The organism is Chania multitudinisentens RB-25, assembly GCF_000520015.2.
Taxonomy (GTDB): domain Bacteria; phylum Pseudomonadota; class Gammaproteobacteria; order Enterobacterales; family Enterobacteriaceae; genus Chania; species Chania multitudinisentens.
Genome location: NZ_CP007044.2, coordinates 2,843,624 through 2,862,078, shown reverse-complemented (window position 1 = coordinate 2,862,078; position 18,455 = coordinate 2,843,624). Strand labels below are relative to the sequence as shown.

General features: G+C 52.9%; 15 protein-coding genes. All 15 read right to left on the bottom strand.

Annotated features, from left to right (window positions below):
* Nucleotides 1-113: 113 nt before the first annotated feature.
* Nucleotides 114-2,255 carry a peptidase domain-containing ABC transporter gene (locus tag Z042_RS12560; RefSeq protein WP_024911386.1) on the bottom strand — a complete coding sequence of 714 codons (2,142 nt, stop codon included), beginning with the start codon at nucleotides 2,253-2,255 and terminating at the stop codon, nucleotides 114-116.
* A gap of 91 nt (nucleotides 2,256-2,346) precedes the next feature.
* Nucleotides 2,347-3,027, bottom strand: coding sequence for a DsbA family protein (locus tag Z042_RS12555; protein ID WP_024911387.1), 681 nt, complete (start codon nucleotides 3,025-3,027; stop codon nucleotides 2,347-2,349).
* Between the two features lie 412 nt (nucleotides 3,028-3,439).
* Entirely contained in the window at nucleotides 3,440-3,619 is a 180-nt protein-coding gene (locus Z042_RS25050) for a DUF4762 family protein (RefSeq protein ID WP_071882877.1), read from the bottom strand.
* 623 nt (nucleotides 3,620-4,242) lie between these two features.
* The gene (gene menE, locus Z042_RS12550) at nucleotides 4,243-5,616 is read right to left on the bottom strand and encodes an o-succinylbenzoate--CoA ligase (RefSeq protein WP_037406105.1); all 1,374 of its coding nucleotides are present in this window, start codon (nucleotides 5,614-5,616) and stop codon (nucleotides 4,243-4,245) included.
* Nucleotides 5,604-6,587 (bottom strand): o-succinylbenzoate synthase, encoded by a 984-nt coding sequence (menC, locus tag Z042_RS12545; protein ID WP_024911388.1) that lies wholly within the window; start codon nucleotides 6,585-6,587, stop codon nucleotides 5,604-5,606. The genes menE and menC overlap by 13 nt, the downstream gene beginning before the upstream one ends.
* The gene (gene menB / locus Z042_RS12540; protein ID WP_024911389.1) at nucleotides 6,587-7,444 is read right to left on the bottom strand and encodes a 1,4-dihydroxy-2-naphthoyl-CoA synthase; all 858 of its coding nucleotides are present in this window, start codon (nucleotides 7,442-7,444) and stop codon (nucleotides 6,587-6,589) included. The genes menC and menB overlap by 1 nt, the downstream gene beginning before the upstream one ends.
* On the bottom strand, nucleotides 7,428-8,216 hold the full coding sequence (menH, locus tag Z042_RS12535) for a 2-succinyl-6-hydroxy-2,4-cyclohexadiene-1-carboxylate synthase (protein WP_037406121.1): 789 nt from the start codon (nucleotides 8,214-8,216) through the stop codon (nucleotides 7,428-7,430). Before menH ends, menB begins: the two co-directional genes overlap by 17 nt.
* Entirely contained in the window at nucleotides 8,216-9,889 is a 1,674-nt protein-coding gene (gene menD, locus Z042_RS12530; RefSeq protein ID WP_024911391.1) for a 2-succinyl-5-enolpyruvyl-6-hydroxy-3-cyclohexene-1-carboxylic-acid synthase, read from the bottom strand. Before menD ends, menH begins: the two co-directional genes overlap by 1 nt.
* A gap of 227 nt (nucleotides 9,890-10,116) precedes the next feature.
* Complete coding sequence (gene menF, locus Z042_RS12525; RefSeq protein ID WP_024911392.1) at nucleotides 10,117-11,409, bottom strand: isochorismate synthase MenF; 1,293 nt, start codon at nucleotides 11,407-11,409, stop codon at nucleotides 10,117-10,119.
* Nucleotides 11,410-11,572: 163 nt separating this feature from the next.
* The gene (locus Z042_RS12520) at nucleotides 11,573-12,436 is read right to left on the bottom strand and encodes a DMT family transporter (protein WP_024911393.1); all 864 of its coding nucleotides are present in this window, start codon (nucleotides 12,434-12,436) and stop codon (nucleotides 11,573-11,575) included.
* Nucleotides 12,437-12,534: 98 nt separating this feature from the next.
* Complete coding sequence (gene nuoN / locus Z042_RS12515) at nucleotides 12,535-13,998, bottom strand: NADH-quinone oxidoreductase subunit NuoN (protein ID WP_024911394.1); 1,464 nt, start codon at nucleotides 13,996-13,998, stop codon at nucleotides 12,535-12,537.
* A gap of 6 nt (nucleotides 13,999-14,004) precedes the next feature.
* Nucleotides 14,005-15,534, bottom strand: a complete 1,530-nt coding sequence (gene nuoM, locus Z042_RS12510; RefSeq protein ID WP_024911395.1) for an NADH-quinone oxidoreductase subunit M — start codon at nucleotides 15,532-15,534, stop codon at nucleotides 14,005-14,007.
* Nucleotides 15,535-15,748: 214 nt separating this feature from the next.
* Nucleotides 15,749-17,596 (bottom strand): NADH-quinone oxidoreductase subunit L, encoded by a 1,848-nt coding sequence (nuoL, locus tag Z042_RS12505; RefSeq protein WP_024911396.1) that lies wholly within the window; start codon nucleotides 17,594-17,596, stop codon nucleotides 15,749-15,751.
* A complete protein-coding gene (gene nuoK / locus Z042_RS12500) occupies nucleotides 17,593-17,895 on the bottom strand; it encodes an NADH-quinone oxidoreductase subunit NuoK (RefSeq protein ID WP_024911397.1) in 303 nt (100 codons plus the stop codon). The genes nuoL and nuoK overlap by 4 nt, the downstream gene beginning before the upstream one ends.
* Nucleotides 17,892-18,452, bottom strand: a complete 561-nt coding sequence (gene nuoJ / locus Z042_RS12495) for an NADH-quinone oxidoreductase subunit J (protein WP_024911398.1) — start codon at nucleotides 18,450-18,452, stop codon at nucleotides 17,892-17,894. Before nuoJ ends, nuoK begins: the two co-directional genes overlap by 4 nt.
* Between the last annotated feature and the right edge of the window lie 3 nt (nucleotides 18,453-18,455).

Sequence of the window (18,455 nt, the reverse complement as noted above, 5' to 3'; positions counted from 1 at the left end):
CTGCACTCTCTGTATAACCCTCTCGGATTACGGCCATCTGGTCGTAATCCGAGAAACATAATGAGTTTTAAAAACAAAAAGATATAAAAATCAGGGGAGGCGGAGCAATAACATCAGCACATCGCCAGGGTGGGTTGAGGCTCAAATTCTGTAGAGACGCTTTCCATGCGCCCCTTGGACAGACGATAAACGTGATCGAACATCGGCAAGACGCTCTCGCTGTGCGTAACGGTGATCAGTGTTTTATGGTATTCACGGCAGTGCGCCAGCAAGGTAGTCATCACCCGATGTGCCGTCTCTTCATCCAGATTAGCGGTGGGTTCATCCAACACTAGAACCGGACAATCGCTGTACATCGCGCGCGCCAGCAGCAAACGCTGGCGTTGGCCTAATGACAGCCCGGCATGGCTTTCACGGATCAGAGCATTCAGGCCACCCGGCAGCTTTTCCACCACCGGAGTCAAATTCAGCCCCTTGAGAGAATGCTCAATCTGCCGATATTTCTGCGCATCAAACTGGTCATCAAACAGCGTGATGTTTTGCAACACCGAGGCATTGAATAAAATATCCTCCTGACTTTGCAGAAAGAACAGAGAACCAACCTGGCGGTAATCAACCGGTTCACCATCTACAATCACCTCACCTTGCTGCGGCGCCATCAGGCCGCTCATCACTTTCAGCAAAGTGCTTTTACCTGCTCCAGACTCCCCCACAATGGCAATGCTTTGGCCTGATTTCAATGACAGCGACAAACTCTGCAATACCGGTTGTTGGGCATCATAAGCAAAAACAATATTGTGATAGCGCAATTGCGCAGTGAACGTCGGGAGCGCCGCAGGAATGGCCTCATCTGATCCATTCTGCTCCGGTAAGGCAGGGAACAGATCGCGCGCGCGGGTATCGATGACGTGGAGCTGGTTCTTTTGCAGAATGGCATAGAAAATTTTGGTGATGTACGAGGTAAAAATTTGGCGCACAAAACTGTAGGCAAAGAACTCACCCAGCGTAATGGTGCCGTTTTTCAGCAATGGCAACGCCAGGAACATAAAGCACACCATCTCCAGACTGCCAATCATCTGATACAGACTGCTTTTTACCTGCTCATAAATTTTTTGCCGCTGACGGCAGGCGAATAATGACAGTGCATACTTGGCAAACAGACCTTTACGCTGGTTATCCAAGCTGGCCGATTTGATGGTGGAAAAACCCTGAATGCTTTCCAGAATAAAATCACTCTGTTCAGCTGTTTTAGCCTGCATCTGCTGCGTGTAAAAACGGTCACGATAGATAGCCCAGACGCTGACCAACCCCATCAATGTGACACCAATACCCGACACCATCGCCAACAGCGGGCTCATGTAACACATCACCGCCAAGGCAATCGCACCGATGATCCAGTCGGTACGCAGGCCGTTATCCAACTCAATTTTAATCCCGGAGGCCATTTGCCAGTTGGCAAAACGGCTGAATACCTCACCCGGCGCACGTTTATCGAAAAAGTTCAGCGAATTACTCAGTAAGCGCGAGAAACCCGCCACGCTGTTAACCACCACGAAACGTTTAACAAACCGTTCGGTGAGCCAGCGCACGGCAAATGCCAGAGTAGTCGACACCACAAATGCCAACAGGAAATAGAAATACGGGAAATCCGTTTCCCCTGCCGAGGAGAATACTTTGTTGATGGCGGTACTGACCATCGTTGGCATGATAAACAGGGTAAGTGAAATCAGAAATGCCAACACCATCAACCAGTAAATACCGCGCATACCTGCGGTTTCTTTCAGGCTCATGCACTCCAGAGCACGGAAACGCGTACTGCGTTTCACATTAGCCTGCACCTTGGGAGCGGTCTGTGCTCCACTGTCCAGCACCAGCGCATAGCCACTGATTTCCCGTTTTAAAGACGCTATCGGCAGCAGTTGCTGACCCATCGCCGGATTCATGACGCAGACGTAATTCTCCTGACGATAAGCCAGCAGTACATAGTGGCTGGCACCGTAATGTAAAATGGCAGGCAACGGCAATTCGGCCAGTTCATCATGCTCAAACGCCACCGGATAGGCTGGCATGGCCAATTCTGACATAATAGTACACAGCGTGGTCAACGAGATGCCGTGTTGTGAAGCCGGATAGCGCTCACGCAAATTTTCCAGCGGCGCACGGATACCCTGCATCTCGGCCATCATGGCGATGCAGGCCAAGCCGCATTCATTCGTTTCACCTTGCAACACCAGCGTCGGAATTATCTTTTCCATGATCTGACTTCTTAAATTTCCAGGTTATATTCGTCATACTTCAGGTTACAGAAACGTTGGCTGTATCCGCTCGCCCAGGCAAATCAACGTATTATTGTTCCAACGGTTTATCATGCTGCAACAATGACAACAAATGATCGGAAAACGCAGGGAAGTCCCGATCCTGTATAGCTAGCCATTTTTTATTCACGACAAACGTCGGTGTCGCATTAATTTTATAATACTTGGACACCTCGCTCATATAGCTCAGCAAATCTTGAACGCCCTGTGATTGGCTGGCTTTAGTATAGGCCTCCAGATCGATCCCATTGTCTTGTAACCAGCGATCGCGATTCTGTGGGTTGCCCAAATCAATTTTATCTTTGATAACGGCTTTGTACGCACTTTCACGGTATTGCGGTTCAATACCCATGACCGTCAGTGTTGCAAACAACGGTGCTGTGTTCGAAAACACACCCATCTGCTCACCATTGACATGTAACCGAATCAGCCTGGAACCTTGCGGTATACGTGACTCCAGCTTATCAACGTGTTTTTCATTGATTGAGCAATAATGACAAGCGTAAGAGAATAATTCGATAACGCTGTTTTCATCTTTTATCGGGCTCTTTTGGATATCCTGTTCACTCACTGAACGCAGGCTGTTCTGCTCTATGCTGTTACCTGCATTCTGATTAAGAACAAAATAATGAAAATAAGCGGTTGTTATCAGAGAGGATATAACTATTACTAAAAGAGTATAGCTGATGAGATATAGGCTTTTTTTTAACATAAATAAGACACCCTAAAGAGGCATATTAATTATGCCGGTTATACTTCAAGTTATATGTGCGTTGTTTGGGTATTGTCTTTACTCACTCGCGTCGCATAGTTGGTTACGCTCCCAGAGGTTATGAGCCTCATCACTGAGGCTCATCCTTACAAACCAGTGCAGGTGCCGTTCAAACAGATCTACGATCTATTTATACCGGACTTACCGCCTGAATATGACTTAAATTATTTAAAGTATATAACATCAGCACTGGAGTTATATTCTAAAAAAACAGTATCCCCTTCAAATTGCCTGGCTATTGGCCCACTCGCTCACTCTTGTCACATAGCTGGCTATGCTCCCAAGGATTGTGAAGCTCATGTTTGCCACCTACAAACGCCTTGAATTATTAGGGATATATTAATTTAGAATATTATTCGCATCTAACCAGATCGGCTGATTCACTTGCCTTGCTTACAACAGCGCCATTCTTGTCAACGCATGTGGTTACTTGCATACAAACTGTAGGTGAAGTTTTCTCAAAACTAACAGTACAAACAGGAGCTGTACCACCAACAATTACGCTAGCTTCAGATAAATTAATCTTCTTCACAATATCATCCTTATATAACATTGAAAATAAATTAAACGTTCCCCATTGCTATAATATACCCTTTATAACTCAAACTGCCTGAGCATTGGCTTTACTCGCTCACCCTCATCACATAGTTATCTATGTTCCTAGGGCATCACTCGCTTGCCGTTTGCAACAGCTCGAATTATTTGGGTATAGCAATAAATTCACGCTCACTATAAAGACACAGAAACTATGCCTTTATTAAAGCATAAACAAGTGGGTACTAATCAGATGCCATCGGTATATGTGTTAAGAATAACTTCACATATGAAATTAATCAATATAATTATCGTAGCAACAACGACTGCCCCCTTTAATAATCATATTATTAACAAAGGATATTTCTTATTTTATATAAGAGTAATACCTTTACTGAATATTATTTTCTTTTTAAATAAAGATAAAAAAAATAACTGTATTATGGATATTTCTTGCATATACCCATAATTATTGCAGTTGTATAACTCTCTAATCATTACGAATCATGTTCAATGCCATGATTTTAAAACCGAGCTTTGAACAAAAAATAACCTTCTTAGAGCCTATTGAGATAGGCTCTAAATATAACATCATGATCATCATTTCTGTGCGCGGATAAGCTAGTGTTTAGCCAACCACTCCCATACCTGGCGACGCGAGATCTTGATCCCCCCCGTTTTCATCTCATCAGGCAAGGCAAATAGCGCAACTGGCCGCTGGAAGTTCGCCAGCCTATTATCTGCCCATGCGAGTAAAGCATCTAACGTCAGATCACCTTCACTGTCGATCACCGCTACAGGCCGCTGACCGAATTCGGAATCATCAACAGGAACGATAAATACCTGCAGAATTTGCGGATGCGCCGCCAGCACCCGCTCAACGTCCTCAGGCTGCACGCCTTCGCCACCGCTAAAAAACAAATTATCCAACCGCCCAACAATGCGCAATTCACCCTGTTCCATCACGCCGCGATCGCGCGTATGGAACCAGCCCTGTTCATCAACCATTGGCAGCAGTGCTCCCCGCTGCCAATACCCCAGCGCCAAGCTTTGCGAGCGGATCCATATCTCCTGTTCCACCAACCGTATTTCACGGCCATATAGCGGTAACCCTACTCCCGGCAATTCATCGGCACGTTTCGCACATACGGTAGAAGCCAGTTCGGTCAAGCCATAACCACACCAGCAGCGGATACCCATGGCTTCTGCCTGCTGGCTGAGCGAAACCGGGATCATCGCCCCACCGAGCAGCACTTCTTTCAGCGCGTGTTCGATCAGCGGCTCAGACAACAGGCGCCACAGTTGAGTTGGCACCAGTGAAGCGTGGGTACAACCCGCCAACGCCGTGGCCAAAGGCTGCATCTCACGCACCACCAGTTGTGCCCCCACCGCCAACCAACGCCAAACAATTCCCTGCCCAGAAACGTGAAACAGTGGCAAAGAGAGCAACCAGCGATCCTGTGGCTGAAAATCCATCAGGCGCAGCACGCCTTCAGCACTGGCCAAATGCCCGGCGTAGCTGTGCGCGGCCGCTTTTGGCAAACCACTGGAGCCCGAAGTCAGCGTCAACGTGGCCAAACGTTGTTCACACCAAGGCAAGCGTTGCAGAGGATATTCTGCCCCTGTGGGCGGCGCTAAGCGGATAATGTGAGACGGCAGATCGGGTAGCTCATCAGGACCGACAGCAAAAACGATATCCAGCTCCGGCAACAGCGCCGTCAGCATCGCAGTAGGCAACGCCGGATTAAGCGGCAACAAACGTGCCCCACACTGCAACAGCGCCAGATAAGCCAGCAACAACGGGTAGCTGTTTTTACCACACAGCACTACGCCACTGCCCGGCAGAACGCCTTGATGCTGAAAATCTGCCGCCAACCGCTCAACCTGCTGTTGTAACGCCTGCCAACTGATCGGTTGATGTTCGACAATCAACGCCGTCGCCTGCGGGCGCTGTGCGGCCCAATGGCACCACGGCCAGTCATTTAACTGCGCCATAAACACTCCAGCGCATCCGTATTCAATAACGGCAACCTGCTTTCTGGCCAACCGCGCATCAGCTGCGCCTGCATCAGATCCAACGTATCCAACCCAGGTATCGTATCCGGCGTCAGCCAGTGGGCAATACGCGCCAGCTGCGTCAGGCCCAGGCTGGATTCAATACTGGAACTGATCACCGCCGTTAGCCCAGCCTGGTGCGCCTGTTCAACCAGTTCGCGGCAGCGGCTCAGGCTACCGACCAGCGTCGGCTTGATGACAATCGCGGCGACGCCTGGCTCGGCCTGTACCACAAAATCCGCCTCACGCACGCTTTCGTCCCAGGCAATGGCAATGCCGGTCGCCTGAGCAAAACCCCGCGACTCATCGCGAGTTTTACAAGGCTCCTCCAGAAATGCGATACGATCGCGCCATGCCGGATTAACGTACTTGGCAAAGCTGTCGGCTTTGGCGCGCGTCCAACTGCGGTTGGCATCCAGCCGCAATTTAAGCTCCGGCAACGCCTCCAGCAGTACGTTGACCACCATGCCATCACGCACCGCTTCATACAGGCCCACTTTCACTTTGGCGACTTTTTCACCCGGCAACGCATTCAGCATTGCAAACAGCTCATCGGGATCGCCCGTGCAAAGCGGCGCCTTGCGGTAGTCAGCCCGTAGCGGCAATAACCCGGTCAGCTCAGCCAGCGCGCAGCTGATGCCGAAAGCCACCGAAGGCAGCTCGCTGGCAGCCATATCCTCCCCCACCAGCCATGCCTGCAATCCAATCAAGGTAGCCTGTTGCGCCTGCTCCAACGTTTCCTGGCTGAATTCCGGCAGTGGCGCAATCTCGCCCCAGCCTTGCTGTTCCCCTTGTTGCAGGTGGATCAACAAACCGTCGCGGGTTTTCAAGCGCTGATTACGCAGCACCACGCCAGCCTCCATCGGCAAGCGGTAACGGTAAATAGCCGCGCTACGGGTTAACGCCCCCATTACGGATTACGCTTAAATTTGCTGAAGTCCGGCTGGCGCTTTTCATTGAATGCGTTGCGCCCTTCCTGACCTTCGTCGGTCATATAGAACAGCATGGTGGCGTTACCCGCCAGCTCCTGCAAACCTGCCTGACCATCACAGTCAGCGTTGAGCGCCGCTTTCAGGCAGCGTAAGGCCATAGGGCTGTTTTGCAGCATTTCTCGGCACCAGCGCACCGTCTCTTTTTCAAGGCTTGCCAAGGGCACTACGGTATTGACCAGCCCCATCTCCAACGCCGCCGCCGCATCGTATTGCCGGCACAGGAACCAGATCTCGCGCGCCTTTTTCTGGCCAACGATACGTGCCATATAGGAAGCGCCCCAGCCACCGTCAAAAGAGCCTACCTTCGGGCCGGTTTGACCAAAAATAGCGTTATCAGCCGCAATGGTCAGATCGCACATCATATGCAGCACGTGGCCGCCACCAATCGAGTAACCAGCCACCATCGCCACCACCGGTTTCGGGCAGGTACGGATTTGGCGCTGGAAATCGAGCACATTCAGGTGATGTACGCCGCTGTCATCGCGGTAGCCGCCGTAATCACCCCGCACTTTCTGATCGCCACCGGAACAAAAAGCTTTGTCACCGGCACCGGTAAGAATGATCGTGCCGATCCCGTCGTCATAACGCGCGTTCGCCAGCGCCTCGATCATCTCTTTCACCGTATGCGGGCGGAAAGCGTTACGCACCTGCGGGCGGTTGATGGTAATTTTGGCAATGCCGTCGCTGGACTTGTGATACAGGATATCCTCGAAATCGCCAGAGCAGTCCTGCCAGTCAATAGCGGCATACAGTTGTTGTTCATTGGGATACAGCATGTTCGGTTCCTTTATGATCAAGAAATTCATGTAACGCGGCAGCAAAGTCCGCCGGGTTCGCCAAATGGGCGTTATGTCCAGCCTGTGGCACGGTACGCAGCGGCAAATCAGCCTCCCGCGCCAGCATTTGAAATTTGTGGTCATCTGCGCCACACAGCACCCTGACCGGCAGCGCCAAGCGTTGCAATTGCGGCACCAGCCACGGCTGCCGCCCAAGTGAAGTGGCTTCCAACATGTCGGCCACCGCCGGGCCAAGATTAGCAGAGCGGGCAGCGATCAGCGCCTCACGGTGTATCTGGTTCAGATCGCTAAATATCGGTTGCTGATACCAGTCCGCCAGCACCTGTTCGATCGGTTCAGCACGGAAGCGGCTGGCCCAGTTGGCATCATGGGCACGGCGCTGGGCGCGTAACGCTTCGCACTCTAACCCCGGATTACCGCCTTCGACCACGATCCCCCGTAACCCTTGCGGCTCGCCGTAACAAGCGTGATACATGGCTATCCGGCCACCGAGCGAATAGCCCACCAGCCAGTAATCTTCAATCTTATATTGCTGTAACGTGGCGGTGATTTGCCGGCTGATATCAACAAAATCCTGGCAAGGCTGCGAGGCAGAATCACCATGACCGGGCAAATCGATCGCTAACGAAGGCCACTGTTCACAACGTGAAGCGATGACCCGCCACTCATTGTTGTTACCCAGTAGACCATGCAACCAAACCAGCCACGGGCGCTGGTTTTCACCTTGTTGTAAAATGCGTGCTGCCAGCATCAGTTCACCGCCCATTGTTGTACTAGATGTTGTAATGTCTCTGCACCGTCACTTGGCGGCACCTGTAGTTCAATCAATGTCGTTCCACAATGGCGCCAGCCCTGCTCCACCGCCTGTTGCAACCGATCCCAATTTTCCGGGCAGGCGTAGTTAAGCTGGAACATCGCCGCCGCATGGCTGAAATCCACGTTCTGCGGCATGCAGTAAAAACGCTGGCGTTCCCACGCCGGCGTCGGCAGCAATGAGAAGATCTGCCCACCGTTATTATTCACCACAATCAGCACCATCGGTGCCGAGCATTGGCGCAGCAGCGCCAGCGCATTCAGGTCATATAACGCGGACAGATCGCCAACCACCGCCAGCGTGGGTTTAGCCGTGGCACGTTGCACCCCGGCAGCGGTAGAGATCAGCCCATCAATGCCGCTGGCTCCGCGGTTGCTGAACACCGGGTAACCAGCCGGTAATTGAGCCAGCGCATCGATCAAACGCACAATCAGGCTATTGCCAAGAAACAGTTGGCCGTTCTCTGGCAACAACGTCGGCAACCGATGTGCCAATTGCGCCTCACCAAAGCGGTTAGCTAAATACTCAGAAGTTGCCTCAAAGGTTTCCTGTGCCAATGCCGCTAAATCTCCGCTCCACGGCAAACCTGTCTGCGCCGGGTGCAGATCGAGCCATTCATTTACGGCAGCGCGAATACGACGGCCGCGGTGATGTGCTGGATCTAACCGCCCAGGCAGAGAATCAATCAGCCAATACTCTTCTGGCTGGCAATGTTCCTGCCATTGCAGCAGGCGTTTGCCGGTCAGACTGCTGCCAAACTGCACCACCAGTTGCGCATTTTCCAACAGCGCGCGCGCCCGTGGTTGCGCCAACCACAGATCTGCACAGGGCAATGGCTGGCCGGTTTGCGAAAGTGCATCACTAATCAACGGCCAACCCAGTGTTGCAGCCCAGGCGGCCAAGCGCACCCCATCTTCAGCACTCATGCGCCCGGCAATCACCACCCCGCGTTTCTGCTGCCAGAAAAGCCAGTCCGGCTCTTGCAATACCTGATGTGGATCGGCTTCTCGCAGCCAGGGCTGAGTTCCTTGCCACCAATCCCCCAATGCAGCCGACCAGGCTTCATGCTGTTGCTCATCCCCCCCATACAACGGTTCCGCGAACGGGCAGTTGATATGCAATGCACCGTGCAGCAGGTGTGCCATCGCACTATCGACGGTAGAAACCAGCCAACGGGCCGGAATATCCGGGCTGGGGCGCGGTAAATCGATATTCAGCGAGGGATGGCTGGCATAGAGGCCGGTTTGACGAATCGCCTGGTTAGCACCGCAGTTAATCAACTCAGGTGGCCGATCCGCAGTGAGAAACACCAGCCGTTCGCCCGTTAGCCCAGCCTCAATCAAAGCAGGATAGAGATTGGCCGCAGCGGTGCCAGACGTGACGATCACCGCCACTGGCTCACCTGTGGCTTTTGCCAGACCAAGTGCTAAATGGCCCAGCCCGCGTTCATCAAAATGGGTATGGCAGATAAAAGACCTGTGCGCAGCCGCAGCCAGCGTCAGCGGCGTTGAACGCGATCCCGGAGCGATACAGACATGCCGTACTCCATGGCGAGACAGCGCTTCTAACAATAACGCCGCCCACCGGCGATTAAAAACACTTGTCGACATCATTCGCTCACCAGCCAATAAACAGAGTCAGCACCAAGAATAACCAATACGAGGTATCAAGCCTGGGGCCATAAGTCTGAATTATATAAGTAATCATCTTTGCCGCTTTTGCGCTGGCGCAAAAACGCCGCCACTCCTTTGGCTCGTCTTTTCTGCTTAACCTGCAATAAATCAATTTCGGCGTAAAAACTCCCCACTTCCCATCGCTCTTGTTCAGGCGGGGAAAGTTAGAGCTTATTTTCTGGCTGCAAGAGAGTACGCAACCCCGCCGCTTTATTTTCAATTTCCTGCCATTCCTCAGCAGGATCTGAACCGGCAACAATACCTGCGCCAGCATAAAGCTGAACCTGTGCACCATCGATCTGGGTTGAACGCAGCGCTACGCAGAATTCAGACTGCGCAACCGCAAGATAACCGGCTGAACCCGCATACCAACCTCGGGAAAAAGGCTCGTGCTGCTGGATAAAATCACGCGCCGCCTGGCGTGGCAAACCCGCCACCGCCGCGGTGGGCTGTAGCCGTTGCAGGCAATCAGCGTCATCGCCGTGGTTCAGTTGCCCTTCAATACGCCGCCGCAGGTGCTGCACTTTACGCAAACGCACCACTTCGGGGGGCAATACGTCTACCGCGTTGGCTCCCCCTTGCAGGCGCTGGCAAATATCGTCAACCACCAGCAAATTTTCCTGCTGGTTTTTTACATCGTGCAGCAGCCACTGCGCCAACGCACGCGCCTGCTGCCCATCCGTATGGTTGGCAACGGTGCCCGCTAACGCTTCGGTCAATAAATGCCGCCCTTCGCGCCGATATAATCTTTCCGGGCTGGAGCCGAGAAACGCCGAGTGCGCATTAAAGCGCATCATAAAGTGATAACACCGATGATTGACTTTGCGGCTGGCTGCCATCAACGCGGGGGCAAACAACGGGCTGCTCAGCGTCAGCAGCGTGCGGCGAGCCAGCACAACTTTCTCCAGCTGCCGTTTTTCTATCGCCTGCAACACATCACGCAGCTGATTTTCCCACTCGGAACGCTCTGGTTGATGCAACACCGAAGCCACGGTGGTTTGCATTTCAGCCAGCGGTTTTGCCGCCACCAGTTCGTCAAGCCAGCGGCTCGCAGCAACGACGTCCTCATCCAGCGAATGTTCAGAAAACAGATTCAGCGTCAGTTCACCTTTACCTGAATAGTTGAGTATTTCCATACGTGGCAAGAATAATAAGGCTCTATTGTCAAAAGCGTTAAGCCCCCACAGGCGGGCAGCGGGATAAGCGTACAGAAACGCCTGCGCCTGTGCAGGATGCGTGAATTGCCTCAATGCCCCGCAGACCGCTGCCTCTTGCTGCCCTTCACGCTGACGCCAGTAAAACTGCGGGAATACCGCCTGGGCCGCCAGCCACTCCAACAACATGGTCGCCAGACGTTCAGGAACTGGCAGTATGATTTGCCGCCATCCGGCTTCAGTGGGAAAAACCTGCTCAAGCTGCTGGCGTAACTGCCGCAACAATCCCGAAAATTGCTCCACTGCCACCTCATTAACCAAACTTTATGTGGGGATTATACGGTAACTCAAAACCACCAAACGGAAAAATGCCAGCGGTACTTTATTGACTCACCTTGCACTAGGCTAAACGATGCTAATGAGCACCATGGCGAAAATAACCATCACAATCTCTCCCAGTGGAAAATCACGCCGATGTTACCTTGGCCGCTTTTGCCGGGGCACGCCGTAAAATGGCCAGTGCGCCAGAAAGAATAATCAGCGCAATGCCAATAGCAGCCACAGAAGACAATTTTTCTTCGAACAGCAGATAGCCAAGCAGCGTGGAGAAAATAATCGTGCTGTAAGACAGAATGCTGACAATCACTGGATTGCCGCTGCCGTAGGCGCGGGTCATGGTGATTTGCCCCAGACTGCCGAATACGCCGATGGCGCAGACACATAACAAAGTGGCCGCATCAAGCGCCGCAAACCCGATGCTTGTCGCCATTACTCCCCCTACCAACGTTCCAACCAGAGAGAAATAAAACACCACCCGCAATTCGGGTTCACCCGTGCGTACCAATTTGCCAACGTTAAAATAAGCCAATGCGGTTAACAATCCTGACAACAGGCCGATTATTGTCGCAGCAAATTCACCGTTCGGCACATCCGGGCGTAGCAGGATCAGGATGCCAGCAAAACCCAGCAGCACCGCAAATAACAGCTTGCCGGTCAGTTGCCCTTTAGTGGTGATAAAGACGATCACCGACTGAAAAATAGGATTGGTGTAGCCCAGGGTGGTGGCGGTGGCAATCGGTAAATGAATCAGGGAGTAGAAACCGCAATACATCGCCGCATTACCAATAGCCGCACGTTTCATATGCAGCCCCAAGTGCCGGGTACGGAAACCGATATTTTTGATTTTAATCAGTGCAGCAACAATCAGCACGTTGATAAATGAACGATAAAAGATGATGTCAAAGAAACCCACTTTCACCGAGGCTAGTTTGATACAGGCTCCCATCAGCGCAAAAAATGCACTGGCGGCAACCATCCATAAAGCAACCATGATTTCCCCTGAAAACTTTCTTACCAACCTTATTATTTTACTCGCCATTAAAAAGTAAAAAGGCCGCCAAAGCGACCTTTTTGCTGACTATCTACTCATCAGAACATCGGTTGTGCCAGTTGTACCAGGCTAATCAGCGGTTGTGGGTAAATACCCAGCAACAATACCAACGCGGCAGAGATCAACACGACTACCCCACCCGCCGTCAGCGCCCAGTTGTTTGGCGTATCGCGGGCCAGAGTTTCCGGCGCACTGAGGAACAGGCTCACCGTAACACGCAGGTAGTAGTACAAACCAATGGCACTGCCCACCACCACCGCCCCGGTCAACCACCACAGATGTGCACTCACACCCATTGCCACCACGAAGAATTTACCGATAAAGCCCAACGTCATCGGGATACCGGCCAGTGACAACATCATCACCGTCATAACCGCCGACAAAATAGGCTTATGCCAGAACAGACCACGGTAAGAGAACAATGATTCTGCATCCGGGCCACGGTACGGGCTGGACATCAGGCTGACCACCCCGAAAGCCCCCAGGCTACTGAACAGATAACCCGCCAGATAGACACCGGCCGTTTCCAGCGGTAACTGGTGGTTTTCCGAGCGCACCGCAATCAGCGCCACCAGCAGATACCCCAGGTGAGCAATGGAAGAATAACCCAGCAGGCGTTTGAGGTTGGTCTGGCTGATCGCCATCAGGTTACCGAACAGGATCGAGAAGAAGGCAATGATAGACAGCACCATACGCAGCGACTCACTGTCGGCAGCCGGAGCGTACAGGAATAAGCGCATCACGACGGCGAAAATCGCAATCTTGCTGGCGGTGGCCAGGAAGGTTGAAACCGGCGCAGGCGCGCCTTGATACACATCGGGCGTCCAGAGATGGAACGGCACCAAAGAGAGTTTGAAGCCCAATCCCACCACCATCATGCCCATCCCCGTCAGAATCAACGGATGATGCACGCGGCTATCCTGCAAACTTCTGCCAAGGCTAGCCAGTGACAGATCGCCAGACTCTGCATACAGCAGCGCCATACCGAACAGCAGGAAACTGGAGGCCGCCGCAGACAGCAGCATGTATTTGATCGACGCTTCCAACGAACGTTTCTGGCGATAGGCATAACCGACCAACCCGAACAACGGCAGTGTGATCAGTTCAATACCAAGGAATAGCGCCGCCAAGTGATTAGCGCCTGCCAGCAGAATCCCCCCCATGGCAGCAATCAGCACCAGCAGGTAAAATTCTTCACGGTTGTCTGGGTAACCCACCAGCCACGGGTAAGCAAAGGTGCAGGTCGCTAGGCTCGCCAGCAGCACCAGCCCGGTGTAGAACATCGCGTAAGCGTCAATCCGCATCAGCGGGGTAACGTCCATCGGGCCAACCTGGCCGACAAAATACAGCGAAAGCAGCGCCAGGTTCAGACCAACCACGGTCAGGGTTGCGTTGATAAAGTGGTCGCGTCGCCACGCAATGCACAGCATCACAACCACCACCGTCAATCCGACGATCAACAGCGGTAACAGTGCGATCAGTTGTTGAGGAGTTATTGTCATGGCGAATTACGGCCTTGTTGTTAAAATTGCTGAAACTGACGGACCAAACCAGTGTTGCACGTTGCTCATCGCCGCACTTGAGGTATCAAGGATCGGTTGCGGATAGACACCCAACAGAACCAACAGCACCACCAGCAGCAGAATGATGAACAATTCACGCGCGGTCATGCCCGGCAATGGCTGATCGGATTTTGCTGCACCATAGTAGGCACGCTGCATCATGATCAACGCATAAACCGAAGCAAACACCAGACCGAAGGTAGACACCACGGTGATCACCGGCACCACCTGGAAGCTGCCGAACAGGATCATGAATTCACCCACGAAGTTGCCGGTACCCGGCATCCCCAACGTCGCCACCGCGAAGAACAGCGATAATGCAGGAATAAATTTGATCCGGCCCCACAGACCGCCCATCTGGCGTAGATCACGCGTGTGCAGGCGTTCGTACAATTGACCACAGATGATAAACATCCCCGCCGCCGACAGACCATGCGCAATCATCTGGATAACCGCCCCCTGATAAGCCAGCTGGCTGCCGGTGTAAATGGCAATCAGCACAAAGCCCATGTGTGAAACGGAGGTGTAGGCAATCAGGCGTTTGATATCCGTTTGTGCAAACGCCATCCAGGCACCGTAGAAGATCCCCACCACACCCAGCCACATCGCGATAGAAGCAAACTCAGCGGAAGCATTCGGAAACAGCGGCAGGCTGAAGCGCAGCAGACCGTAAGCGGCGGTTTTCAGCAAGATCCCGGCCAAATCCACAGAACCTGCCGTGGGTGCCTGGCTGTGCGCATCCGGCAACCAGCCGTGCAATGGCACCACCGGCATTTTCACCGCGAATGCGATAAAGAAGCCCAACATCAACAGGTATTCAACGTTGGGCGACATCCGAGTCTTCAACAGATCCTGATAGGCAAAAGTCCACACACCGGTTTCGTTGTAGTGCACAAACACCAGGCCCAGAATCGCAATCAGCATGATCAGGCCACTGGCCTGGGTATAGATGAAAAACTTGGTTGCCGCAGTGATACGGGTTTTACCATCCGACGCTTTGTGTCCCCACAAAGCAATCAGGAAGTACATCGGCACCAGCATCATTTCCCAGAAGAAGAAGAACAAAAACATGTCGATGGCAAGGAACACGCCAATAACACCCCCCAGAATCCACAGTAGATTCAGGTGGAAAAAGCCTTGATACTTCTGAATTTCACGCCAGGAACAGAGGATCGCCAACACACCCAGCAGGCCGGTCAGCACCACCATCAGCAGTGAAAGCCCATCCAGCGCCAGGTGAATACTGATCCCGAAACGCGGGATCCACGGCAGTATAAATTCAGATTGCCACTGCGGGATGCCTGTCGGTGTCATCAAGGTATAGCCACCCTGCAACCACAGTTGCAGAGAAAGCGCCAATGTCAGCCCCATTGCAATTAACGCGATCCAGCGCGGCACCTTAGTACCGAAACGCTCACACTGCCAACACAGTAGACCGCCGATAAAGGGGAGAAGAATTAGCCAAGGTAATAGCATGGCGTTTTATGTCCCTTATTCTACCCTTCGCCTTTCAAGCTGGTGCGTTATTAGCTGCGTATACTCCCCCAGTCACTTACTTCAGTAAGCTCCTGGGGATTCGTACACTTGCCGCCTAGCCCCAACTTGAAATTCTTGGGTATAAAGCAAAAACATTGTGCGTAGCGCTGAATTAACGAGTGCTACGCCCGATAATTAAATCCGCATTGTTCTGTTAAACCAAAATCAACAGCGCCAATACGACCACTGCACCTATCCCCATCGACGCGATATACCAGCGTATCTGGCCGTTCTCACTCACCGTCAGGCCACGGTTCCCCCAGCGGGAGAAGATTGCCGGCAGGTTCATCATTGAGTTCAGCGGATCGTTTTGCAGCAGCTTGGCAACACCCAGATACGGCTTGACGAACACCTTGTCATATAACCAGTCAAAGCCCCAGGCATGGAACCACCAGGTTGAGAAGAAACGGCCTGGAGCACTGTTTGCGATGCTGTTCACCAGGCTACGTTTACCCAACCACAATGCAGCAGCCAGCAGGATACCCACAATAGCCACCACGCCAGAAGCGATCTCCAACGTCAGTACGCTATCATGCGCCATAGCGGTGGTTTCCGGCAGCACACCTTTCAGTGGTGGGACGATCATCGCGCCAACAAAGGTGGACAGCACCATCAGCACCAGCAACGGCAGATGGTGAGTGATGCCTTTACCCGCATGCGCTTTGATTTTTTCTTCGCCGTGGAACACGATGAAAATCATACGGAAGGTATACAACGAGGTCATCAGCGCCCCGACCAAACCGGCAACCATCAGGTTGACATGCCCATTCGCCAGCGCGCCCGCCAGAATTTCGTCCTTACTGAAGAAGCCTGCGGTGACCATAGGCAGTGCCGACAGCGCTGCACCGCCCACCAGGAAGCAGGCATATACCAGCGGAATGCTCTTGCGCAGGCCGCCCATCTTGAAGATGTTCTGTTCGTGATGGCAAGCCAGGATCACCGAACCGGATGCCAGGAACAGCAAGGCTTTGAAAAACGCATGGGTCATCAGATGGAAGATTGCCGCATCCCACGCCTGCACACCCAATGCCAGGAACATGTAACCAATCTGGCTCATGGTGGAATAGGCAAGCACACGCTTGATATCGGTTTGCACCAGCGCGGCAAAACCCGCCAGCAACAAGGTGACCGCCCCAACGATCCCCACCAGGTTCAACACCTCTGGCGCCATCAGGAACAGGCCATGCATACGGGCAATCAGGTAAACGCCCGCGGTTACCATGGTTGCGGCGTGGATCAAGGCCGATACCGGCGTCGGGCCCGCCATCGCATCAGCCAGCCAGGTCTGCAACGGCAACTGTGCCGATTTACCCACCGCACCGCCGAGCAACATCAGCGTTGCCCAAGTGATGGCCGTATCGCCGATCGCCAGTTTTTCCGGTGCCAGCACCATCAATTCACGAATGTTCAGCGTACCCAGCTCGTGGTACAGGATAAACAGCGCAAAGGCCAGGAATACGTCCCCCACACGGGTCACAATGAAGGCTTTCATTGCCGCCGCGCCGTTGGCCGGATTCTTATAGTAGAAACCAATCAGCAGGTAGCTGCACAGGCCTACGCCTTCCCAACCCAGGTACATCAGCAGCAGGTTATCTGCCAGCACCAAGATCACCATGCTGGCGATAAACAGGTTGGTGTATGCAAAGAAACGTGAGTAGCCCTCTTCACCACGCATGTACCAGGAGGCAAACATGTGGATCAAGAAACCAACGCCGGTTACCACCGACAACATCGTCAGCGACAGGCCATCCAGCACCAAGGTCACGCCAATCTTGAAATCACCAACGGTCATCCAGTTCCACAGATTTTGCTCAAAAAATGCGGCACCTGTGGCTTTCTGGGCGTAGAAATCCAGCGCGACGTGCACAGTGACCAAGGCCGCCAAGCCAATAGAGCCCACGCCAACGGTAGCTGCCAGGTTCTCAGACCAGCGGCCACGGGAAAAGGCCAACAGCAGGAACCCGATCAGCGGTAGCAGAATAGTTAGATATAATAGGTTCATCCGCGCATCTCACTGACAGTATCAATATTCAGGGTATGACGACGACGGTAGAGCTGTAGCAACAGCGCCAAGCCGATACTGGCCTCCGCCGCTGCCAGGCTGATCGCCAGAATATACATTATCTGCCCGTCGGCCTGAGCCCAGTAGCTTCCCGCCACGACAAACGCCAGCGCCGCTGCGTTGATCATCACTTCCAGGCTGATCAACATAAACAGCAGGTTACGCCGGATCAGTAACCCGGTCAGCCCCAAAACGAACAGGATCGCCGCCAGGATCAGACCATGTTGGAGAGGGATCATGCTTGCTCCTCCGATTTTCTTCTTGCCATTTCGCCACTTGCCGGAGCATTGCTCAATACTTCACCCGGTTTGTGTTCACGGCCAATGTGGAAGGCAACAACCAGACCTGCCAACAGCAGCATTGAAGCCAGTTCAACCGCCAGAACGTAAGGACCAAACAGGCTGATCCCAACCGCTTTCGCATCTACCATCTCACCGCTGATCCCCTGTTCAGACGAACTGCGGATCGCCACGATCAGCACCACCAGCAAAACCAGTGATAACAGGCCTGGGCCAATCCACACCGATGGTTTCAGCCATTCGCGTTCTTGCTGCTGCACCGCGTTGCCAAGGTTCAGCATCATCACCACGAACACAAACAGCACCATAATGGCTCCGGCGTACACGATGATTTCCAGCGCACCGGCAAAGTAGGCGCCTAGAGAGAAAAAAACTGCCGAGATCGCCAATAACGACACGATCAGATACAGCAGCGCATGCACAGGATTGGTATGCGAAATAACGCGAATCGTCGCAACTATCGCAATCAAACCCGCCAGATAAAAGGCAATTTCCATGCT